Annotated in this window: 22 protein-coding genes; 10 read left to right on the top strand and 12 right to left on the bottom strand. The window is 53.8% G+C overall.

Annotated elements, in window-relative coordinates; all coding sequences use genetic code 11:
- The first annotated feature begins 100 nt into the window (after nucleotides 1-100).
- The 5 genes from KTE_RS29345 (at nucleotide 101) to KTE_RS49860 (ending at nucleotide 3,097) form a co-directional block, all read left to right on the top strand.
- Nucleotides 101-973 carry an NmrA family NAD(P)-binding protein gene (locus tag KTE_RS29345; protein ID WP_236600727.1) on the top strand — a complete coding sequence of 291 codons (873 nt, stop codon included), beginning with the start codon at nucleotides 101-103 and terminating at the stop codon, nucleotides 971-973.
- Nucleotides 974-1,373: 400 nt separating this feature from the next.
- Nucleotides 1,374-1,904 (top strand): GNAT family N-acetyltransferase, encoded by a 531-nt coding sequence (locus tag KTE_RS29350; protein ID WP_201387702.1) that lies wholly within the window; start codon nucleotides 1,374-1,376, stop codon nucleotides 1,902-1,904.
- Nucleotides 1,905-1,926: 22 nt separating this feature from the next.
- Complete coding sequence (locus KTE_RS29355; protein ID WP_201387704.1) at nucleotides 1,927-2,235, top strand: hypothetical protein; 309 nt, start codon at nucleotides 1,927-1,929, stop codon at nucleotides 2,233-2,235.
- A gap of 100 nt (nucleotides 2,236-2,335) precedes the next feature.
- The gene (locus KTE_RS29360) at nucleotides 2,336-2,857 is read left to right on the top strand and encodes a transposase (protein ID WP_201387706.1); all 522 of its coding nucleotides are present in this window, start codon (nucleotides 2,336-2,338) and stop codon (nucleotides 2,855-2,857) included.
- Nucleotides 2,858-2,860: 3 nt separating this feature from the next.
- On the top strand, nucleotides 2,861-3,097 hold the full coding sequence (locus tag KTE_RS49860) for a transposase (protein WP_201387708.1): 237 nt from the start codon (nucleotides 2,861-2,863) through the stop codon (nucleotides 3,095-3,097).
- A gap of 335 nt (nucleotides 3,098-3,432) precedes the next feature.
- On the opposite strand, the gene KTE_RS29370 is transcribed toward KTE_RS49860, so the two are convergent.
- Nucleotides 3,433-3,828, bottom strand: a complete 396-nt coding sequence (locus KTE_RS29370; RefSeq protein WP_201387710.1) for a helix-turn-helix domain-containing protein — start codon at nucleotides 3,826-3,828, stop codon at nucleotides 3,433-3,435.
- A gap of 213 nt (nucleotides 3,829-4,041) precedes the next feature.
- Entirely contained in the window at nucleotides 4,042-5,112 is a 1,071-nt protein-coding gene (locus tag KTE_RS29375) for an NAD(P)/FAD-dependent oxidoreductase (protein ID WP_201387712.1), read from the bottom strand.
- A gap of 535 nt (nucleotides 5,113-5,647) precedes the next feature.
- Between KTE_RS29375 and KTE_RS29380 the strand changes: the two genes are divergently transcribed.
- Together KTE_RS29380 and KTE_RS29385 are read left to right on the top strand one after the other, a co-directional pair.
- A complete protein-coding gene (locus KTE_RS29380; protein WP_201387714.1) occupies nucleotides 5,648-6,241 on the top strand; it encodes a TetR/AcrR family transcriptional regulator in 594 nt (197 codons plus the stop codon).
- A 52-nt stretch (nucleotides 6,242-6,293) separates the two neighbouring features.
- Nucleotides 6,294-6,890, top strand: coding sequence for a class I SAM-dependent methyltransferase (locus KTE_RS29385; RefSeq protein WP_201387717.1), 597 nt, complete (start codon nucleotides 6,294-6,296; stop codon nucleotides 6,888-6,890).
- Between the two features lie 177 nt (nucleotides 6,891-7,067).
- On the opposite strand, the gene KTE_RS29390 is transcribed toward KTE_RS29385, so the two are convergent.
- The gene (locus KTE_RS29390) at nucleotides 7,068-7,619 is read right to left on the bottom strand and encodes a hypothetical protein (protein WP_201387719.1); all 552 of its coding nucleotides are present in this window, start codon (nucleotides 7,617-7,619) and stop codon (nucleotides 7,068-7,070) included.
- Nucleotides 7,620-7,679: 60 nt separating this feature from the next.
- Nucleotides 7,680-8,837, bottom strand: a complete 1,158-nt coding sequence (locus KTE_RS29395) for a zinc-binding alcohol dehydrogenase family protein (RefSeq protein WP_201387720.1) — start codon at nucleotides 8,835-8,837, stop codon at nucleotides 7,680-7,682.
- A gap of 146 nt (nucleotides 8,838-8,983) precedes the next feature.
- Here KTE_RS29395 and KTE_RS29400 point away from each other — a divergent pair, with 146 nt between their 5' ends.
- Nucleotides 8,984-9,943 (top strand): helix-turn-helix transcriptional regulator, encoded by a 960-nt coding sequence (locus KTE_RS29400; RefSeq protein WP_201387722.1) that lies wholly within the window; start codon nucleotides 8,984-8,986, stop codon nucleotides 9,941-9,943.
- Here the strand turns inward: KTE_RS29400 and ltrA are convergent.
- Together ltrA and KTE_RS29410 are read right to left on the bottom strand one after the other, a co-directional pair.
- Nucleotides 9,903-11,588, bottom strand: a complete 1,686-nt coding sequence (gene ltrA, locus KTE_RS29405) for a group II intron reverse transcriptase/maturase (protein WP_236600728.1) — start codon at nucleotides 11,586-11,588, stop codon at nucleotides 9,903-9,905. The two genes, KTE_RS29400 and ltrA, sit on opposite strands and share 41 nt — an antisense overlap.
- 66 nt (nucleotides 11,589-11,654) lie before the next feature.
- Nucleotides 11,655-13,445, bottom strand: coding sequence for a reverse transcriptase/maturase family protein (locus KTE_RS29410; protein WP_201387724.1), 1,791 nt, complete (start codon nucleotides 13,443-13,445; stop codon nucleotides 11,655-11,657).
- 1,313 nt (nucleotides 13,446-14,758) lie between these two features.
- Here KTE_RS29410 and KTE_RS29415 point away from each other — a divergent pair.
- Complete coding sequence (locus KTE_RS29415) at nucleotides 14,759-15,253, top strand: DUF6585 family protein (RefSeq protein WP_307812046.1); 495 nt, start codon at nucleotides 14,759-14,761, stop codon at nucleotides 15,251-15,253.
- A 333-nt stretch (nucleotides 15,254-15,586) separates the two neighbouring features.
- Here KTE_RS29415 and KTE_RS29420 read toward each other — a convergent pair whose 3' ends face one another.
- From KTE_RS29420 to KTE_RS29430, 3 genes are all read right to left on the bottom strand, one after another.
- Entirely contained in the window at nucleotides 15,587-16,387 is an 801-nt protein-coding gene (locus tag KTE_RS29420) for a M3 family metallopeptidase (RefSeq protein ID WP_201387728.1), read from the bottom strand.
- Nucleotides 16,388-16,761: 374 nt separating this feature from the next.
- Nucleotides 16,762-17,442 carry a DUF998 domain-containing protein gene (locus KTE_RS29425; protein WP_201387730.1) on the bottom strand — a complete coding sequence of 227 codons (681 nt, stop codon included), beginning with the start codon at nucleotides 17,440-17,442 and terminating at the stop codon, nucleotides 16,762-16,764.
- 289 nt (nucleotides 17,443-17,731) lie between these two features.
- Nucleotides 17,732-18,331: a class I SAM-dependent methyltransferase gene (locus KTE_RS29430; protein WP_201387733.1), complete on the bottom strand. Its 600-nt coding sequence runs from the start codon at nucleotides 18,329-18,331 to the stop codon at nucleotides 17,732-17,734.
- 180 nt (nucleotides 18,332-18,511) lie between these two features.
- Here KTE_RS29430 and KTE_RS29435 point away from each other — a divergent pair, with 180 nt between their 5' ends.
- Nucleotides 18,512-19,093 (top strand): TetR/AcrR family transcriptional regulator, encoded by a 582-nt coding sequence (locus tag KTE_RS29435; RefSeq protein ID WP_201387735.1) that lies wholly within the window; start codon nucleotides 18,512-18,514, stop codon nucleotides 19,091-19,093.
- Between the two features lie 466 nt (nucleotides 19,094-19,559).
- Here KTE_RS29435 and KTE_RS29440 read toward each other — a convergent pair whose 3' ends face one another.
- The 3 genes from KTE_RS29440 to KTE_RS29450 form a co-directional block, all read right to left on the bottom strand.
- Nucleotides 19,560-19,985, bottom strand: coding sequence for a nitroreductase family deazaflavin-dependent oxidoreductase (locus KTE_RS29440; protein ID WP_201387737.1), 426 nt, complete (start codon nucleotides 19,983-19,985; stop codon nucleotides 19,560-19,562).
- Between the two features lie 107 nt (nucleotides 19,986-20,092).
- Nucleotides 20,093-20,989, bottom strand: a complete 897-nt coding sequence (locus tag KTE_RS29445) for an oxidoreductase (RefSeq protein ID WP_201387739.1) — start codon at nucleotides 20,987-20,989, stop codon at nucleotides 20,093-20,095.
- A 126-nt stretch (nucleotides 20,990-21,115) separates the two neighbouring features.
- Nucleotides 21,116-22,033: an SDR family oxidoreductase gene (locus KTE_RS29450; protein WP_201387741.1), complete on the bottom strand. Its 918-nt coding sequence runs from the start codon at nucleotides 22,031-22,033 to the stop codon at nucleotides 21,116-21,118.
- Nucleotides 22,034-22,035: the final 2 nt, after the last annotated feature.

The raw sequence follows: 22,035 nt of genomic DNA on the forward strand, positions 1-22,035 counted from the left end.
TCTCAGCCTCACTGAGGATGCGCTGGTCATCGGTTCTCGTTGGGCGCTGAACAAGATGGCAAAGCAAAGAACATAGCAAAGAGAATCAGTCTGGAGAAACATGATGAGTTCAAAACGGTTTTTGATTACAGGAGCAACAGGAGCAACGGGTGGAAACACCCTCGAATTGCTTCTTGAACGAGGCTACCAGGTGAGGGCATTCGTTCATAAGCGCGACGAACAAAGTACCCAATTAGAAAAACGAGGCGTTGAGGTCGTTGTGGGGGATTTGCTCGATTTCACCACGATTCGGCCAGCTCTCGAAGACGTTTCAGGTGCCTACTTTGTGTATCCCATTGCTCCCGGCCTTATCGAGGCCACCGCCTACTTTGCGCAAGCCGCCAAAGAGACCAGGGTCCCAGCCATCGTGAATATGTCGCAAATCTCAGCAAGGCGCGAAGCGAAGAGTCACGCCGCGTTCAATCACTGGACGGCAGAACGCGTCTTTGATTGGTCAGGTCTTGCCGTCACCCATCTGCGCCCGACCTTTTTTGCCGAATGGTTTCTCTATCCAGCATTTGCCCAACAGATTAAAGACGGTTTGGTGCGATGGCCGTTTGAGGGCAAACATGCCCCCATCGCGGCGGAGGATCAAGCACGTTTCATTGTAAGCGTTTTAGAGCACCCATCAGCACATGCAGGGCAAATATACCGACTGTTTGGCCCCAAAGAGTACACCTACGCCGAGGCATTTGAGAAAATTTCGCAGATCTTGGGACATCCAATCAGGTATGAAAGAATATCGTATGAAGCGTTTCACGAGCAATTGCTCAAGATCAGGAGTCCTTTCTTTGCACAGCATATCGTGGAAGTGGCGAAAGATCACGGCAATGGTGTTTTCTCTGGCACAGATGAAGTGATCGAGCAAATCACAGGCCAACCGCCAATGGGCCTTGAGGAATTTATCACAAAGCACCGAGAGGCATTTGAATGAGTTGTCTCCATGATCATTGAAAGCGTGTCTCCTCTCTGTTCTCGTCAACAGAGGGGAGACACGCCGGGATCAGTAGCGAGAAGGATATGGACGCAAGATGCCTCTATCGCAACGGGGATACGGCTTGCCCGTACGAAGCCGGAACGCTTTGAGGTGGCGGCTGACTCTGCTTTGGCCAACATTCGTCAAGCGGTAGAGCATGCATCTCGTCCCGGAAAACGTGAGATGGTGCTGTTGACGGCATCGTGCCGTTTCTCAAGAAAGGAAGAAATAATAGGCTCATGGGAGCGCTACTCCTGTTCTTGAGACCGAATAGGGGCTGCTCCATGATGCTCATGGGCCAAGCACGTTGCTCTGCTTACAACGACTGATGGCCCAACGACGAGAGAAAGGAACATTGATGGTGGAGAAGCATTTTTCTCTTCGGAATGCCTGGGATAACGAGCGGGGGATCATCCGAGACCTCACCGTCGCTGCGTATGCGCAGTATCAAGACGTGATGCCTCCAGCTTTCTGGACACGCTATCAACACAATCTTATCACCGCCCTGGATGGGGAAGGGAACTTCGAACGGATTGTCGCTGAGCAGAATGGATCGATCATTGGCAGTGTTTTGTTCTACCCGCCAGAGTCTGATCCCTATGCGAGTGCAGCTATCGGCACCTCCTATCCAGAGGTCCGGTTGCTCGCGGTTCTCCCACAGATGCGTGGGCAGGGCATTGGAACCGCTCTCATGAAGGAGTGCGAACGACGTGCTCGGGAGGCGGGAGCACAGGGCATCGGGCTGCACACGGCAGAGGTCATGCAGGACGCGATACGCATGTATGAGCGTCTGGGCTATGTACGCACTCCCGAAACCGACTTTCGGCCCGGCGAAGGCGTGATTGTGCTCGGGTATCGACACACGTTACGTTATGAAGTTTCGCAATAACATTTGCACAAGGAGAATAATCATGAAGGTTTTGGCTTTAGGTTCGTTTGCCAAGACGATCACGAACGAGCAGCTGAAGCAGATCATGCGGAAGGAAGTCTCCGACACCTTGAAGCTGTATCTCGACGGCAAGATCGACCAATTCTGGTTCCGCGAGGATAAGCCCGGCGTGGTCTTCCTTGTGAACGCCGCATCTGTTGAAGGAGCCAGGTCGATTATCGAAGCTTTGCCGCTCGGGGCCAACGGCTACCTTACGTTCGAGTACATTCCGGTCGGTCCGCTCAAGCCTCTCGGTCTGCTCATTGATGACTCCATCTCGTTTTCTGTTTAACCTAACGCTGGGAAGCCAGTTCAGCATACTATTTACACAAAATTCGCGAGATGGCCTCCATTGAGCCCCTCAACCCAAGTAATACGGATAACGGTGAAACATGGCGCAGGATGAGACCGGAATGCGCGTAGGCACAAGCGGCTGGTGGGTCCATGTGTGCGCGACCGAGCACCTGACCCACTACGGGGCGAACAAGAGCAGAGGGCGCGAGGGCATGGATGCGATTGGGATTGCCCCGCAGTTTGAGGGCATCTCGGTGCATGATGGCCTCCCCAGTTATCAGGGCTACCGCTTTACCGAAGCGTTGTGCAACGTGCATCACTTGCGGGATCTCACTTTTATTGAGGAGGAACTCAAGCAGGATTGGGCAAAAGACATGAAAAGCCTGCTGTTGGAGATGAAAGAGGCCGTCTCGCAAGCTTGCGCCCAAGGCCAGCCGGAGCTGGAGACAGCAGCCCTTGCTGTTTTGCTCACGCGCTACGATCAGATTGTCCAGGCTGGGTACCAGATCAATCCGCTCGTGATGAAACCGAAGAAGTCGGGCCAGTACAAGCGGCTGCCGGGGCGGCCCAGGCAAAGCCTGGCGCGTAATCTCCTGGACCGCTTTGTCCAGCGAAAGTGAGATGTGCTTCGCTTCCTGCTGGATTTTACCGTGCCCTTCGATAACAACCAGGCTGAGCGTGATCTGCGCATAATGAAAGTACAGCAGAAGGTCTCAGGCTGTTTTCGTACCGAGGAAGGGGTGAAGGGCTTTTGCCGCATTCGCAGTTATCTCTCAACGCTCCGCAAGCAACGCATTCCGCTGTTTTCGGCACTGGAGCAGACGCTGGCGGGCAATCCCGTTCTTCCCGCTTTTTCATGACCCATCTGAACAGTTACGATTTTTACACGTACCGATGAAGTACCCTTGTCAAGTGGAGGAAGAAAAACGGGACTCCCTGTTTTTGCCATTCATCAAGTACAAACTCCCCTCACCACAGGAGCGCGAGCTGAGTCAAGGCTTGCGAGGCGCGAAGCAGAGTAGAGCAAGCCGTAGGGCTTGGCCTTGACGCCTGGTAAGCCTGCTACACTCATCTGTGCTCTTGATGCTATATTAACCACTAAACCAGCAATTTCCGGTCAAAAATGAACTGGTGCTGTTCTCGCTCGCTGCTGCTCTGGTCGCGGCTGCCTGCTATGGTTTTTCGAGCATCTATATCAAGCGGTATACCAGTGGGACAAGCCCCCTGGCGGTCGCCACATGCAGCCAGTTCGGGGCCAGCCTCTTTCTGTTGCCCCTGACCTTTGTGGCACCACCGCTGCATGTTCCGACCCTTCCCGTTCGCGCGGAAAATTGCCTGTGAGAGCCACTTCCAGATTCTCTTGTACAAAGCGCTGCTTCATGCGGATCACGGTGCGGCGACTGATGGAAAGCGCCTCGGCAATCTGCCCATTGGTGGAACTGGGTTCACCCTGGCGCTGATCGCTCATCAGCAACACACGCGCCACTAAGTAGTGTTTGGCTGGAGTACTACTCAGATGTATCATCGTCTCCAACCATCGACACTGCTCCTCATGCAATCTTACGGGGTAGGTGTAGTGAGAGGTTCTCATGACAGTACTCCTTCTACTGCATCTCCTAGAGGTAAGACTGGAATCACTGCAAAAATAGCTCGGAACGCAATTTGCCAGATTGCTACAGATCGCTCAGAATCCATGCCAGATTTTCAGGCACGAAGAACGAGGAGTACGAGAGCGTTCTTGTTCTGGAAGCCAGTCGCTCTCTGGCCTCCACGGGATTGCTCTGCAGGACACGCGAACCTGGGGTTACCCATCGTGAGAAGGGGCTTCGAGCCTTGCCATCTGGCAGTTAAACTCGTAGAGAGGTGCTGCATCCTCATTGCGTCGTTGTTCATAATCGGCCAGCGCCTCTTGCAGAGAACATGTATTGGAGATCCCGTTCTCGACTGCGTCGGCAAGCAGTTGAGCATCCCGGAAGGCGTCACTCATCCCATGCGCCAGAATAGGATCTTTGCAATGACCCGCATCTCCAGCCAGTGCCCAGCTTGGCCCATAGGAACGACGGAAAAAGTTGGGAAGATCCCCCGTTCCAACGAAGCGTTCCGCTTGCTCGCCCTCTCGTAGCCGTGTGGCAAGATGTGGAGTATACTGCTCAAGCGTCTCCAGAAAGTGACCTTTGATATCGCGCCGAACTTCATCGAACTGAACGCTCGGCCATTGCACAGCAACCACTACTTTCTTATCATTAGTGGGAAAGGTAATGATGGCGCGCTGATCGCGCTGATAGATTTCTTGCCCTTCCAGTGAAACACCGCTCCAGTAGCTATAATAGCCACAGGTGAAGGTGGGTGCAACCGAGTAAGTGGGAGCCTGGACGAGGCGTGCCACCACCGAACGCTTCCCATCGGCCCCTATTACGAGCGTCGCCTTCTCGCTGATCTCTTTGCCGCCAACCTGGAAACCGCGTATTCCGGTTACCTGTTCTTCCTCCCAGAGCAATTCTTGCACATGGAAACCTTCCCGCAGATCAACTCCCGCCTCGACAGCCGCGTTGACAAGGATCTGATCAAGTATGATCCGTCGTGGAGCATAGCAAGCGGCAACTCCATCTGTAGGCTCGACTGCTTCAGTGAACGAGGTAGGACCAACATCAATGGTTCTGCTCCTGATCTCCGGGCACCCGGTCGCAACGATGCGCTCTAAAATTCCCCAGCGCTTGAGATGAGCTGCTCCCCATGCTTGGAGGAAATGACTGGACATGGTATCGCTGGGGAAGGTCGCTTTATCGACGAGCAGCACCCGGTAGCCTTTGCGTGCCAACAACATGGCGGTTGGTGCCCCGGCACAGCGAGCGCCGACAACAATCACATCGTACATGGAAGAGGACCTCTCCTTTTCGAGAATACGCTTCTATTCATGACAGTCCAAAAAAATCAGAGAAAAACTGCAAAAGATGTGTATGTAGAAGGAAACGTTGTCCACAGAAAAACACCATCGTCAACAGAGCGAACCCTTTGCACAAAGGCTTGACTGCTTCGAGCATATCAGGCCGTGTACAAGTTATTTGGAATACTGATACTCGCTCGTATGGCCGCAGAAACCTTCCCTCCGTTATGTGTTTCTCTCAGCTTGTCTTTGGCTAGTCTACCACCACTATCCTGACATCTTCTGTCAGGATGCATTCATCTTCTGTGACAGCTTGAGGTAGTTGAAGCCGTCACTGCTTCAACTATGTAAGATTGTCACACAACTGGTCAGGAGACTGAGTATCAGGTTGTTGCACGGGATAGAGGCGTTTGAGTTTGATGGACACACCCGCCATACAGAAATGCCAAACCTTGACACCTCCATGGCCCTCTGGTAGTATGTACATTGAATGATGAGTCGATCAAAAAACGACGGAGAGAGAAACATGCCACGCCCATCGACCGAGAATCAGCGCATCCGCGACGAGCGCCAGAAACATATTTTGCGCGCTGCTGCACGTGTATTTGCCCGCAAGGGACTGATGGCGGCCACCATCTCGGATATCGCGGCGGCGGCACAGGTGAGCCATGGGCTTACCTATCACTACTTTACAAGTAAGGAAGAGATCTTTAAACAACTGGTCACGCGCGCAATGCACGGCAGCGAACGGCTCCTGCGCGAAGCTCACGCCCGCGAAGGGACGGTCACCGAACGGCTCCGTTGGCTCCTCACTGAAATGATCGAGGGTGCCAAAGAGTCCGCTGATGACCTGCTCATCGTGCAACAGGCTGTGATCAGTGAAGCGGTACCGCCTGATATTCGTGAACTCGTCCTTCATGGGTCACAAATCCCGCTTGAACTGTTGAGCAACCTTTTGCATGAAGGCCAGCTCCACGGCGAGATTGTCGCTGGCAACCCAGACCAACTGGCCTTGCTGTGTTTCGCCTGTATCCAGGGCATCTGCTCAAATACAACGCTCTCCCTCAATCAGTACAGTATCGAGCCAGAGACGTTGCTTCATCTGTTCCTGAACCATTAATTTTTTTGACTCTGTTTTTGATTGACTAGTCAGTTGAAAAAGGAGGAGAGAGATGACCACCCCCCATCGCGAAAAAGATATCGAGCGCTTCGATCACTGGGCCAGCACCTACGAACATTCCTGGCTGCAACGAGCCTTGCTTGATCGAGTACATCAAGCCATACTTGCTCTAGCAGCAGGGATTGTCCACCAGCCTGGGAACATCCTTGACGTCGGTTGTGGAACGGGAAAACTGCTGCGCCTCGCTGCTTCCTCTTGGCCGCAGGCACAATTGATCGGCTCAGACCCAGCCTCTGGTATGATCGAGATGGCACAACGCCTCACTCCCAACGCCACATTCTTTCCTTGCGCAGCGGAAGCATTGCCGCTCCAGGATGCCTCGGTTGACTTGGCGCTGAGTACCATGTCTTTCCACCATTGGCAGGATCAGGCAACAGGTCTCCGCGAGATCGCACGTGTGCTGCGTCCTGGAGGATACTTTCTCCTGGTGGATGGCTCCTTCCCAGGCTGGGTGGTGCGAGTGGCTCATATGCGGCGCTTTCATAGCCGCGCCGGGCTGCGCACACTCTTCACCCAAGCAGGCTTCCATGTCCAGACGCAGCAGGCAGTCATATGGCGCAATGTGCTTGTCACTGTTGGGCAGAAATAAAGCAGCAGAGAGCAAGAGTACAGACATGAGTATCTTTCACTACACGTATCCGGTCAGATTGAGTGAAGAGCAGCGAAGGTTTCTGGAAACGATGGTGCAGACCAGCAGAACACCAACCAAGCACTATCTCGTTGCACGCGCCCTCTTGATGAGCGATCAGAGTCAAGGTGAACCCAGTCACACCAGCCCAAAGAGGTGGTACATGAGGATCGTCACGCTGACGGCCAGGACTGTTCCAGCCAGTGCCTGGAACCATGTATGCGCATGCAGCCGCCAGCGTGCCCAGCCAACAAGCACTACCAGCGGTGACAGGAACAAACAGAGCGGTCCCCAGAGCAGGCAGCAGACCGTCACCGCGCCTGCTATCCCGACCAGATGCAGGCTAATTTTCCAGTACTGGGTGATGACCGCAGCAACGGCGACGGCGGCCAGTGTAGCCGTCACCGTTGCGAGAAGGCGTGACGATGTATGCACGAACAGCAGCAAGACGAAAGCAAGCACCATACACGCCAGGCCAAAGAGCAGGGGAACCCGGCGTTGCTCGCGTTTGCTGACATGGTGATCGCTATAACGTCCTCGACGTACTCCCTGCCAGATAAAGAGGAGCGGAGCGAGAGAAATACCGAGCACAGCAATACTCCACCAGAGGAGCGCGTGGAGAACATCCGGTGCCGTTGCGAGAGCGACAAGAAGAAAGGTGGGCAGGGCAACGAGGAGCGGGTTCGTCACTTCAGAAATGACCTTTGCTCCCCATTTTCCTGGCCCGACAGAGAGGGTGGTGTGTTCCGATTAAAGGCTGGATGGTTTGAGCACCGTGAGTTGGAAAGCGCCTCCGTGGTCGTGGGCATGTTGGACGGCTTGATTGACTTGTTCAAGCGAAAATGTAGAGACGGAGAATGGTTCAAGGGTGAGCAGGCCACTGTGAATCAACTCAACGAGCAGCGAGGGCGCATGCCTTGGACACATCCATTGGCCGCGAATTACCAGGTTGTTGCGCATCACGTAGTTATAAGGGATATCCAGATTGGCTTGCACGCCCCCCATCAAGACAGCTGTTCCTCCAGGGCGCACAGCCATAATGCCACGGCGGGTTGGTGCGGAATCATGGATGGGTCCCAGGATATCCAGCAGGCAATCGATAGGACCTTCAGCCGCTTCCATAAAGCGTTTGCGGTTCATCGCTTCATCTTCAGATAAAGAATAGGCCGAATACGTGATGGAAGAACTTTCAGTACCTTCTCTCAAGCGATTACTACCAGTCGTTTCATCTGCAGAAAGTAGCACAGGACGGACGCGCGAACCGAATTGGCGTACGAGTGTGTTAAGAGCTTGCTCATTGCGCCCAGGTGCAACGACACGAGCCGCGCCCATAGCCACAGCGATAGCTACTGCAGCACTGCCAAAGTGACCGGTGGCGCCATTCACCATAACAACCTGTCCAGGCTGGAGGCCCGCAGCTAAGAATCCACTGTAAGGAACCAGCAGTGTATTCATCCAGGTAAGCTTAGCGGGATCAATGGAACGCACATGGTCGAGAGAAAAAGCATTCTCAAGGGGCAAAAGCATTTTTTCGGCAAAAGAACCATTCCTGAAGTGTGCCTGGAGTTTCTGTGGCCCCTCGCCAGAAGCGACCCACCCCTGCAACATAATATCCGGGGAAAGCGCATCATCGCGTGACCGCACGGTGGGATCGCAGAAAACGAGCTGGCCGGGTTTGAGTCGAGTAGCGTCGGGACCGATTTTTTCTACGAGACCAACAGCGCCACAACCGGGAGCGAGTGGCAGCAATAAGGGATAGTGCCTTTGTCCGGTAAAGACTTCCTGTGCATAGGCCAGGACTGGAGCAGCCAGTACGCGAACAAGGACTTCGCCTGCACCCGGCACCGGTTCAGGAATATCTTCAATGGTAAGAGGTTGACCGATGGTTTTGAGAATTGCGGCTTTCATATAACATGTCCTTTCTGGATTTGCAAACTTGACATTGCTGCCCTTATGCGGGCATGCTAATTCTGGTAGTAGCATGCCACAGGTCCTGAGGCGCTACCAGAGCGTACTGATACTGGTATTGTTACCACCAGGGAAGGGAGCGCAAGATGACAAAGAACAACGAGCAACGTGGAGAACTGGCAACCTTCTTACGCACGCGCAGGGCCAGGCTGTCACCAACAGACGTGGGATTGCCACGCACGGCACGCCGCAAGACGGTGGGATTGAGACGAGAAGAAGTAGCACAACTTGCCGGTGTCGGGGTCACCTGGTATACCTGGCTGGAACAGGGGAGAGAGATCAACGTCTCCGTCCAGGTCCTCGATAGTCTGGCACAAACCTTACGGCTTTCTGCGGAGGAGAAAGCACATCTGTTTCTTCTGGCAGGTCAAGTACCACTTCAGCATCCTGCACCTCAGCAGGAACAGGTCAGTCCTTTCTTGCAGAAGTTGCTTGAGCACCAGAGAAGTAGCCCAGCCTATATTATGGGCCGGAGATGGGATGTGCTGGCCTGGAATCGTGCGGCGTGCCAGGTTATCACAAACTTTGCAGCACTGCCAGTAGAGGAGCGCAATATCATGCGTTTCATCTTCACCTATGAGGAATCTCGCCATCGTTTCGTGGATTGGGAAGCAATGGCGCAACGGATTCTGGCACAGTTCCGCGCGAGTAGCAGCCACTATCGCGATGATGAACAGTTGGGTGCACTGATTACAGATCTGCAGCATTGCAGTCCAGAATTTGCGTGCTGGTGGCCGCGTCATGAGGTGCAAGGGAGACAAGCTGGACAGAAGAAACTTCTTCATCCTCAAGCAGGTTTGCTTGAACTCGACCATAGTACTTTTCAGATCGATGGCTCTCCAGGGTTGAAAATGGTGATCTATCTTCCAGCAAATGAGGAAACTGCCAAGAAACTCGAACAGCTCTATAAAGACACCAGTATGGTCGGCGAAAGGATTGCTCCTTCCGCCGCCAATCCAGAACCGGGCATGATCGTTTCCCATCACCCGGCTCCTCAGTGTATGGTCACTTGTGATGGATACCAGCCGCTTTCTGTTTGGCAATGATCGCCAAATCTTCAGCGGTTTTTTCATCGTGGCAATGACGGTGATAGACCCATTTGTTGCCCCTATTGTCCTTTCCTCCAAGAACGGTGGGGACAATGTGATCGACTTCGAGCAGATCACCATCGCGAAAGTAGAGTCCACATCGTGGGCATTGCCCCTTTTGTATTTGGAGGAGCTTTGCCTTTTCGTTGTTCACGAGTGGATGCTGTTTGAGCCGTTTGACCCAGTAAAGCAGGTTGCCGTCATATGGGCTTGAGGTTCCTTTTACCAAGACATAGTTTTGATGGTGGGTGTCCACATGGCTCACCACATACATTGGTTTGCGGTTTCCTTCCTCATCCCTGAAGTACGTTCCGAAGCGGTTTCGTTCTTCAACTCTGATGAAGTACTTTTCTCTGACCCATTGCTTGCTTTTCTTCGGGTGTCGTGTGTTTCCCCATCGCTTGAGTTGAAGAAAGGTGATATGATCGCAGGTATTGAATGCCTCCGTGCATATCACCCAATGGTGGTAGAGACACCACCCTCGAATGATGGGATTGAGGTCACGGATGACTCGCTCTTGTGGAGCGTTTCTTTGTTTCCTCAACACTTGCCCAATCTGTTGCGTATGGCGTTTGATGGATTCCTTACTGGGTTTGATGACCGTTTTGAAGCCCAATGGCTTTCCATGAGTACTTTTTCCAGTGTGGGTTTTGCCCACCGCAAATTGTCTGATGGTGTAGCCAAGAAAATCAAAGCCTACACTTCCTTCGTGAGGAGTAAGTGTATGGGTGATTTTCGTTTTCTTTGGGCTTAACCAGAGTCCCATACCTTTGAGCCATTCAGTCACGAGCGTTGCTGCTTTTTGTAGCTCCTCTTTGATGGGATGAAGCACCACAAAATCATCAGCATATCGTATCATGATGGGTTTACCACCTTGATACTTTGCCTCTCTGGTTGCCGTCTCCATTCCATGTAAAGCTACATTCATGAGTAAGGGCGATATGACGCCACCCTGCGGCGTTCCGCTCTCGGTTGGACTGAAATCCAATCCTTCCATGACTCCTGCCTCGAGCCATCCTTTGATCAGATGATTCAGTTGAGGAAATGCATGGAGTTTCTCTAGTAACGCGTCGTGGGAGATGTTGTCGAAACAGCCCTTTATGTCGGCATCAAGGACAAATTTCGGTTTGCCTTTGATAGCCAGGAAGATTGCTCCGATGGCATCATGGCATGATCGCCCTGGTCGGAAGCCGTAACTATTCGATTCAAACACTGCTTCCCAGGCTGGCTCCAATGCCAGCTTGACCAGTGCTTGTTTCGAGCGCTCCATCATGACGGGAATGCCTAATGGCCTCCGCTCGTTTGGTTTGCCTGGCTTAGGTATCCAGACGCGCCGCACAGGTAATGGTCTTTTGTTGTGTTTCCAGTGCTTGGGGTGGATTTGTTGGGCCAGGGCGAAGCGTTCTTGAGGAGGGACCGATTTGACTCCATCCACTCCTGCCGTTTTCTTGCCCTGGTTGTCCTGTGTCACCCGTCGTACTGCCAACAATCGGGCAGCTTCCGATTTCATCAAGAGCTTTTGCAGTTTTTCTACTTTTCGCGTATTCCCACTCTGTTTGGCTCGATAGGTAGGGTAGGCCGCTGGCGAGGTATTGTTAACCAATCCTTTTCCCTCGGCCTCCCTCAGAACCGGACTTGATACTTTTGCATCATCCGGCTCGCCAGTGATTTATGTCCTGATATTCTGTCCGACAGGTCTTCCGGCATGGATAGCCCTGTGACAGTCTTGGCAGACGACAAGCGTCTTTCTATGCCTCGCTGCCATACGCTTTGCCCAGGTTGGCTTTTCGGCTTTTCCTTTCATGTTCAGGTCGGCGAGCTTGCGAATGTGATGAACTTCGATGTTCTCTCTTGATCCGCAAAGTTCGCATTTCTCCGCAAGAAGTCGTTTCAGTACTTCATTGCGTTGATTTCTAAACACCAGGAAGGGCTGATCGATGAGAATGGCTGCGTTTTGCCATCGCAATGGTATCCCACCAAAGCGCGCTACAAGCGGCTTTTTCCCTTCTCGCGGAACAATGACTTCTAGGCATTTCATGGTTCCATGTGGAGTTTTCGTCGTGGTTTGGTATTTCCTCACCACGTCGATCACTTTCTCTTTGTGCTTGCTCGCCAATGTTTTGAGCAGCGATTCCTTCATGATCCAGTGAAGTTTCCAGAATTGGGGAATGTTCTGGGCCAGCAGGTAGTACTGCACAATTCCGCGATATTCCAACTGGTATCGGCTCATGATTGTGAAATCATCATCATTTCTGAGCTCGGGACGATGAGTAGGCTTCCCGTGTTTCATGTAGATGCTGCATTTCTTCTCGATGACCGTTGTGGGAGCGCGTAACACAATACGTCCGTTCACCGAGCGGTGTCCGAGTCGATCATGTTTGGTATTTTCATGCTGCGTTGCAATCTCATACCCAAGAAAACGCGCTACCTCTGTATGTGCATGGGTAATGAGGGTCTTTTCCTGGGACAGTTCCAATTTGAGATGATCGCGTAGGAACTCTCCGAGTTGGCGCTTGATGTCTTCTGCTTCTTCCCTTGGTCCAGCAAATCCAAGCAATGTGTCATCCGCATATCGCACATAGCGGAGTCGCCTGTAATCGGGGTCGTAGGGATCACGACGTGGCAGTTTTTGCATCTGTTTGAACAGTGTTTTCGCCTGCTGTTTGTTTCCCTTTTTCCTTACCCGATACGAGCGCGTTTGGAGCGCGTCGTAGGAAGGATTGGTTTTCCTCATGTCCCCTTTGGTGTAAGCTGGAATGAGGGCTTGCTCGACATATTTGTCCAATTTGTCCAAATAGATATTGCTGAGTATTGGTGACACCACGCCGCCTTGTGGGCTTCCGCTCAGGGTTTCGTGATAGCGCCAATCCTCTAAATATCCAGCTTGGAGCAAATTCCGTATGAGTCGGAGAAACCGGTTGTCGTGCATCTTTTCTCGCAGAATTGCCAACATGACCTCGTGGTCGAGCTGGTCAAAACATTGAGCTATGTCTCCCTCCACCAGCCATTTCGTGCCTGTCCACGTGTTCTTGACTTCGCTGAGTGCCGTATGGCATCCGCGTTGTGGTCGAAACCCATGGGAACATGGACTGAACTGTGGCTCGTAGTATGCCTCAAGAATTTGCCGAATGGCTTCCTGAAGCAATTTGTCCGTCCATGAAGGGATACCGAGCGGCCTTAATTTCCCGTTCTTCTTGGCGATGTAGGTTCGCCGGACTGGAGTCCATCGATAGCGTTCGTGGCGAAGATCGTCGATGAGATGCTTGATTTTCTCCAGTTTCATTCCGTCTACGGTTTCTCCGTTGCTTCCTGGTGTCATGGCGCCGTCGTTGGCATACAGGCGGGCGTAGGCGCGCAGGTAAAGCGTTGGATTGTACAAGAGTCGATACACGTCCTCTAAAGGAAGTCCGCGCTTGCCTCGTTCATGGATGATATTCAGGACTGTTTCAGCATCCCGCATCTCGCTTGCTTCCCTTTCTGAATATCAAATCACCTGTGACCCTTCGCCCTGTGCGTGACTTTCTCACGCGCCCTGATGGAGCGTGACTTCCACGACTACTATGGTCACTCCGTCACCGTGAAGCTCTCGCTTTGTAGGTGATCCCATGGTACGTCACTGAGATACGTGGTAGTGCAACGTAGGTGGCCTGTTCGTTTCCTTCAATGACATCATTTGCCATCGTTCTCTGCTCTCAAGGGTGCAACACACACGCATCTAATGTATTGCAGAGCGAGATACCGTTCTTAGACGCTCTAGCGGCAGAGTCAAAAGCTCTCTGGAAACTGGGCTTTAAGCAGTTTAGCCTTCACCATATTGCACAGGTCTTGCAGTACCACAACCGCAGCGTCTCGGTTGCCCACCGCTTTACGAGTATGCTATTTTCCCCTCGGCCTTTCGGTTTCAGGTAAGCTCGTTGACCTTCGGCACATCCCTTGAGGTGCCACCTGGCTATGCCAAGGATATCTCAGTGCGCCTCATGGCGCACATGCGCTTTTGAATGCGGAAACAATACTGTTCTAGCTTACGCCAGGGGATCTTGCTCCAAGCCACGCTCATCTCATCAGTTTCCTGAGTTGATGACGTTTTCCTCTCTCTCATTCTACTCATCTCTCTATCCTCCATACAGCAGGGTCTACGTCAGCCTATCCTCCCCATTACAGAGAGGCATTCGCTTCTTAGACCATCTCTCCCTGTGTGACATTGGTTGGAACCTACTTGACGTATCGACCATCGTCAAGAGTACAACACAGGGTTACTCCGTTCAGATCTGTTGTTGTCCGCTGTTGTAGGTGGGTACTATCCACCGTGTGCCGTTCATCATGGGGTAGGACGATGACGAAATCGTCCTACGACGTTCCATGGGGTTCATGGAGAAGGCACAAGTACCATTTTGGTCAAGCCTGTCATTCCGCGTAGGCTTGTTCATCATGACGATGGGTCAGTCATACCTTCAATTCACTCCCTGGTGAGAGAGCATTTCACCATGACAGCACGTTACAGGCTTCTACTGCCTCGGACTTGCAGCTTTCTCGCCTCACATCCCGCTTCGTGGATTGATGTCCAGTCGCTACCACGGGGATGTCACTTTCTGGTGCCCATACACCAGGTGAGGCTTTGCACCTCACACCAACAGATCAGTTGTGTTGCAGTTCATCTGCAACCAGTCCATCCTCATGCATTCGCATGTTTCGGACTAACAGGATCGCACTCGTCATATGATGCTTGAAAGGGGTGCGCAGTCGAATTGGGCAAAAAAGCCCTGAGACTTGAAAATGGCAAAGAATCTGGGTACGATTGATGCATCTTCGGCCATTCGCTGGGAGGAGATTGTCGTTGTCTGGTACAGAGTGAGAACAAGTAGGCACAGGCAGTATAGAGGTGCTCACCCTTACATTCTCCAGCGGGGAGACGGCAGCCGATTTCAGCTCGGTAGCATCTCGACAAATCAAGAGCTGAAACACAGGATTGAGCAGGAGACAGCACGCCTACTCTTTCCAGAAGCACTGGTCACTTACCAACAAGGGCATCAGCTTTCCTTTGGCCCATTCACTCTCGACCAGTCAGGCCTCACTCGCAAAAGAAAATCGCTGCCCTGGAACGAGGTTGCAATGTTCCAGTTCGCCAATGGTTCTCTCTTGATCAAAAAGCAGGGTCGCTTCTTCGCCTGGGCCGACGTTAGTTATGAGGCTATTCCCAATCTGCACATCTTTCAGCGGCTTTCTGCCATGATCCTGGGCAGATCATCTGAGGAAAGTGACATCTCCTGATGAGCAATGAGCTGGAGAAAAATACTGTACCTCGAAGTAATTCCTGGCCAAATTGGTCACCCAGATAATGTTCGCCTATGTACTTCAAGTTAGGTCTAGCCTTGATCGCCATTATTGTGCTTCCATTGTTCAGAGACCCATATCCTGGCCACGAGTTCTTTGTGCTCCTTTATTGCCTGATCCTGGGAAACCCTCTTCGGAAACTGCGAACCGGAGGTTAGTATATATGTCATTTTGGCCAGCATTCTGTCGCTCTCTGCACTGTTGCAAAAGCGAGCGTCGGCCGGAACCGCTGCATCTGGCGATTGTGACCTCTCATCGAGTATCAGGTGCTCATCTCTTTGTTTCTCGTTCCTCAATAGCTTGCATGAGAACATGCATGGTTGACTGAAGCATTGCGCTGTCAAAAGCGAAGGTTGCCCCAACTGCTGCAAACAACTCTGGAACGATTTTTGTGGCTCCGAGCGCAAGCGCAGAGCGATACTGCTGCATGGCTGCGTGTGGATCTCGTCGATAGTTGCTCCAGACTTGCAGTGCCCCAAGTGCTGCGATGGCGTACTCGATAAAGTAGAAAGGAAAGCAGTAGATATGCTCAACCTGCTGCCATTCTGCTCGGAGGGCATCATCCAAGCCGCTCCAATCGATCCAGGGAAGATAGCGCTTTGATACCTCGGTCCATATCTGATCACATACCCGTGGGTCCATTGCCTGGGAGGGATGGTCGTACACCCAGTGTTGAAATGCATCAATCCGGGCACTATTTGGGAGCCAGTGCATCGCGGTTCTTTCCAGTCGCCGCACACAGAGATGGTCTTCCTCCCTCTGACTGCACAGCCCTGCCTCGTGCAGATGCATAAGTCCTATGAATTCCATACTGGTTGATGCCACCTCCATAAATTCGAGCGGAAGAAAGCCCTCCTTGCGTTGATGAAGATAAGGAAGTTGACGCATCTCGAACTCGTGAAAGGCATGCCCTGCCTCGTGCAAGAGCACAAAGACATCGCGAACCGATCCCCCCAGATTCGCAAAGAGGAACGCTCGTCGGCTGGCTTGGGCCTCGCGTTTGCCCGCACTCTGTGCCCATTGCTTGAGCCTGGCGAGCCGTTGCTCCAAGCGGGTTCGTCGTTTCGCCACCTCCGAATTTTCCACCGCCACTTTGGCAAACCTGTAGTTGGTGTCCAATCCAGAGGCAAAAGATAATCTTTGATGACATTTTCCTGAGCAGGCCAGCGATGAATGTAAGTCTGGGCAAGCTCGATGGCATCGATGTCCTTAGTCTTTTCTGTGGTCACAAGTGACATCGCCTTCGCTTCTCTCGTTTCCATCATTCCTGTCTTTCCTGTTGCAGGAGCCGACAATAGGCCTGATCTGTTTGTTCCTCGACGAGAGTCAGTTCAGGCTCATGAGTATGAACGGGCCTTCGCGTTGTTTTCCGGTCCGTTCATACTCATGGGCCAATTCTGACAGAACCCCAGGACAAGCCTCTCCCTGAGTTCTGACAGACCCATTTATTCGACAGACACGCGTGGGACTGATCTGCTCATCAGGCGAATCGCCAGCAGAGCGATCCAAATGCCGCCGCCAATGATGCCAATCCGTTCAATGAGTCCTGTTGGTCCCCCGTCTAACAATTTGGCGGTGAGGACGAAGGCGACATCAGAGGCGGCGACCAGCAGACCAGTGGCAACCGAATACCAGGACCAGCCGCGCCTCTCGAGCGCCGCATCGCGCCGTGCCAGCACGAAGCAAGCCGCAATCAGCGAAGTGAACTGAAGCTGACCAAAGAGGATATGAATGGCTCCGTGAATGGTTAGCGCGCTCGACGCTCCTGGTGGGTAACCTAGCGCCGGGTCGGGAAGGATAGGCCCGGTGACGATGAAGGTGAGGCCATAGATGCCGAGCAGTATGGGTCCCCAGGTGGAACCACGTCCGGTGCGCAGGAGCAGCCTCATCCCGATGGCAAAAGCGAGCAGGAGCGCTCCGGTGACGATGTAGTTGGTGATTTGTATCCACCCACCATCCCCCAGTTCGAGGTTGCTGTCAGGGACTATCCAGGCGTTGTAGCCAGGGCGTATGGCCCCAAGGATGAGAATGACAACACTGTTGAGCAGCGGAGCAATGACACCGCAAGCCAGCAGCAGTCTCATCGCCGCTGACTGCTCTCCAGCGCTTTGTGCTGAGGTTTCCATGTGTTTTTCTCCTTTGACGTAAGATGAGGGAATCATGATCGTGTGTTCCTTTCATGATTGCTTTGGTGAACAGGCTCCTCCTGTGAAAGTCGTGATCAGGGGAAAGCCAGGCCGACTTCCGAAAGAGGTGGGCACAAGACGTAACCACACGTTGGTTCCATACGCGTCCACGCTGCGTGTGAGAAAGCTCAACATGCGTCAAGCATTTCCGAAAATGCAGGCAGCAGCAAAGACCAGCACTCCTCCACCAACCACTTGCAGTGCCGAAGAGTCATGGAAGAAATCGGCGTCAATCATCTGCTATCTTCGTACCGATGGTGATACGCACAAAGCGCGCAACAGGACCTGGCTGCGCCTGTACATCCAGACCCGCCTGTTCAAAAAGCGCACGCATCTGTGCTGCACTGTGAACACGTGGAAGCAGCCATGCAAGCCAGGTGGGTAAGGTGAAATCAGCGAGCAGAAAGGAGCCACCAGGTCGCAACACTCGGGCGACCTCACGCACACCGGCAGCCTGATCCCGCCAGTGATGAAAAGAGATGGTCGAGAGCGCTAGATCGACCGAGGCATCCGAGAGGGGCAATGCCTCACCGGAGCCCATGGAGAAGTGAGCCTCTGGTGTGAGCTGGCGTGCGACTTCCAGCATTTTGTGCGCTGGATCAACCCCAGAAAGGTGCGCCTCCGGCCAATAGCCATGCACTTTCCGCAAGAGTCTCCCGCTCCCACAGCCGATATCCAGCACACTCACCGGTTTGAAGCGGCTGGCGGCTTGATGTAATACGGCAGAGTGAACCGGATCAAACAGGCGTCGCTGCATCCAGGAACGTTCGTACGTCGATCCCCAGCGCTCGAAGAGTTCAACATCAAGTGTGTGGTGTTTGCTTTTCATTTTCTATTTTCCTTCTTTCGCCTTCTCTGTTCCAGTTTTCAGAATGGCATGTTTTCTACCGAATATGGTATTCTGAGGAGAGAATACAAGGGAGGGTTCTCCCTGGCAAGCACACGCCAGGGAAACCGTTCTCTACCGAACAACTGGCTCTGATTGTTCGTCAAAGAAGGAGGGGCAGGAGTGAAACAACAGAAAGCCGATCGTCGTTCCCAACGTACCTATCGCCTGGTGAGTTCTGCCTTTGCTGAACTCATGGTAGAAAAACCCTACGATGAGATTCTGGTGCAGGATATTTTGGATCGGGCGGACATTGGTCGTACCACCTTCTATGCCCATTATTTCGATAAAGAGGATGTCCTCAACAGTATTGTAGAGCAGGAGCTGGAGCGGCTCACTCGCCAGATCACCCATGCAGCAGCAAGGCAACGGGTCGTGCCGAGTCTAGAGCTGTTTGAGCATGTGTACCACTCTCAGAATCAGCCGTTTCTGGCCCTGATGCGAAGTCGTGCGGGCGAACCCTTGTGGGAAGCCTTGCACACGGCCCTCTGCCAAGCGATTGAACCGGCGCTCTGCACCCTCTGTGCAAAAAAACGATCTCCGTCGATCCCTCTGCCAGTAGTCTCACAGTACCTGGCCGGGGCCTTGCTCACCTTGCTCAAATGGTGGATTGCTGCTGATATGCCCTACCCACCAGAACAGATAGAAAGCATCTTCCAACAACTGGCGCTACCCGGCGTGTGGGCCATGCTCAAGGAAAAGTGAGCAGAAATCGGCGAGGGTAGTGTTGCAAAAAAATTAAAACTCAGCAAGTCGAAATACATATGAGCATATTTCACAAGGAAAAGATCCAGAAAACTCACCTTTTCTCTGCGGCAATGATTCTGCTGCCGTAATTACTTGCTCCACGTTCTCATCTCAAAATTTTTTGCAACACTACCTTTCCCAATGCCCAAGCCGTGGCGGAAGCAGGTGTTGAACCCCTCATCCAGGTGTTGCAGGCACAGAAGCCCGCGCGGTATGGTCGCCCGACTGCCCAAAAACTGGTGGCTCTTGCGAAGCAGAGTGTGAGCAGCGGGCGGACGGTCGGTCAGTCTGCGGATTCTCTGCGACCAACTGGACCATACCCAGGCGAATCTGGCCCGCTTAGAAGCCGCGATTGAGCAACTCCTGACCAACGATTATGGTCAGCGTGGGGAAGGGCCTTTCCTTTCTCTGTTATGCGCTCTCTTTACTTTTTGCGTTCCAGCAGAACAACGGGGACCTGGCGTGTGATCGTCGCGGCAAGTTCAGCGAGAGCCGGTATCTTCTGTACCTGGATACGCCCGAGTCGCTCCCCCTCCTCGCTATCGACGACGATGGCTCTGGCCTCGAACTTCTCAGTGCCAAGCTCGACAGTCACATCGGGGTGTGCGACCAGATTGTGATACCAGGCGGGATTGGTTGGCGCGCCCCTGTTTCCGGCGAACACGTAGATGCGACCGCCTTCGGACAAGTATACCAGTGGGCGGGTACGAGGTTCGCCACTTTTTGCCCCCGTCGTCGTCAGCAGCAGTAAGGGAGCGTTAGTGAATTGACCACCAACGTTGCCCCCGCTGGCACGGAACTTTTCGATGATCTGGCGATCCCAGTCATTCAAGTCATGTATCTCAGTCATGCGCATCCTCCTTGCGATAGCATTGTATACGTATCCTGGGCCTCCCTTATGAGAGGTGAATATACCAGTCTTTTGACTCGTGTTTTCGGCATCGGCCCGCTACAGGGTCAGATCCGCTCAGGGACAGGCTGGAGCGGGTAGCGAGTCCCAGTGAGTTGCTCGGAAACAGCCCAGAGGCGATGTGCCAGATTGGCGTCCTGCGCGGTGGCAGAGCGTCCGATGAGCTGCGGAGCGCCGCGCATGTGTGCGAAATGGCGGGGCCCGGCGAAGCTGTTGCCAGGGATGTCGGCGACAGCGGCATACAGGGTAGGCAGTGCGCCCATATCGGCGTTCTGCGCCAGCAACTGGATCATGATCGCGGTCAGACCGGACGGGCGGCGGCCAGCATGGTTGTAGATGTTCGTTGCGACGAAGCCGGGATGCGCCGCGATCGCCAGTACTCCCGACCCTGCGGCGTTCAGCCGACGCTGCAGCTCCGCAGTGAACAGCAGGTTCGCCAGTTTCGATTGCGCGTAAGCGCCAAATGATCGGTAAGGTTTGCGCTCCCAGTTGAGGTCGTCAAAGTCGATGCGACCAGACCGCTCAGCCTGCGAGGCAACGGTCACGACCCGTCCGGTGATGTGCTCAAGGAGCAGGTTCGTCAGGGCGAAGTGACCGAGATGGTTGGTGCCGAACTGCATCTCGAATCCATCGGCGGTGTGGGAAAGCTCCGGTCCCCCCACGCCCGCGTTGTTGATTAGCAAGTCGATCCCGCCATCCCAACCGGCGGCGAACGCCCGCACGGAGTCCAGGCTGGCGAGGTCGAGTTCGCGGACCTCGGTCACGCCAGTTGTGATAGCCGCAGCCGCCTTGCCTTTTTCGATATTGCGCACCGCAAACACGACGCGTGCTCCGGCCTCTGCCAGCGCACGTGCCGTAGCCAGCCCGATGCCGCTGCTGGCGCCGGTCACGATCACCGTTTTGCCGGTCATGTCAGGAATGTCAGCGACACTGAAAGTACTCATAAGAAAATTCCTCCAGTAGATGTAGAGTAGGGAGTTCGATGGTATGATCACCTCATGTTTTGTCTACCATAACAAGTTGTTATGGTAGACAAAACATGAGGTGATCACACCCAACCAGCCTGGACATCATCTCTCATGATGGAAGTAGTGCCCTTCTTCGAGGTCCTGGATCAGCGTGGGGTGTACTGGCTGCCACCCCAGCAGCTCGCGGGTCAGCGCGCTCGACGTTACGTTGTCCGTTGAGGAGAAGAGTCCGAGCCAGCTGAAGTGCTTGCCCGCATCCTCAGGAGAGATGGAGACCACCGGGACATCGAGATGCCGACCGATCACCTCGGCGATGGTGCGAATCGGCACGCCCTCCTCCGCGACCCCGTGCAGCACTGATCCCGCCGGGGCCTTCTCCAAAGCCAGGCGGAACAGGCGAGCGGCATCAAGCTGGTGTACAGCGGGCCAGCGGTTAGACCCGTCGCCGACGTAGCCGGAGACGCCCTTCTCTCGGGCGATAGAGACCAGGACCTCCGCGAAGCCGCCTCTTCTTTTGTCGTGAACCGACGGAGACAGTCGCACGACCGATGAACGCACGCCGCGCTCAGCCAGCGCGAGCACCGCATTCTCCGACGCGACCCTTGGCCTGGACGCGACCGACCCGGCGTCGGCCACATCCTTCTCTGTCCCGAGATGCCCCTGCGGGAGGAAGAATGCGAGCATCAATGTTCCCGAGGTGATCACGAACGGCTTGCCGGAGCCTTCGAGCGCTGCTCCGATTGTCTGGACGGCGCGTAGATCTGTTCGCGCGGAGCCCTCGTAGTCCGAGAAGTCGTGGACAAACGCGAGGTGGATGACGCCGTCGGACGAGGCCGCCCCGCTGCGCAGGCTGTCAAGATCATCGAGGGAACCGCGATGCACCTCCGCACCTGCAGAGGCGATTTTTGCAGCGGCAGCATCGGAACGAGCCAGGCCGAGGACCTGGTGCCCTGACTCGATCAACTCGCGGACGACGGCGGAGCCGATGAATCCTGACGCACCGGTAACGAAAACTTTCATGA

Source organism: Ktedonobacter sp. SOSP1-85 (assembly GCF_016587415.1).
Lineage (GTDB): Bacteria > Chloroflexota > Ktedonobacteria > Ktedonobacterales > Ktedonobacteraceae > Ktedonobacter.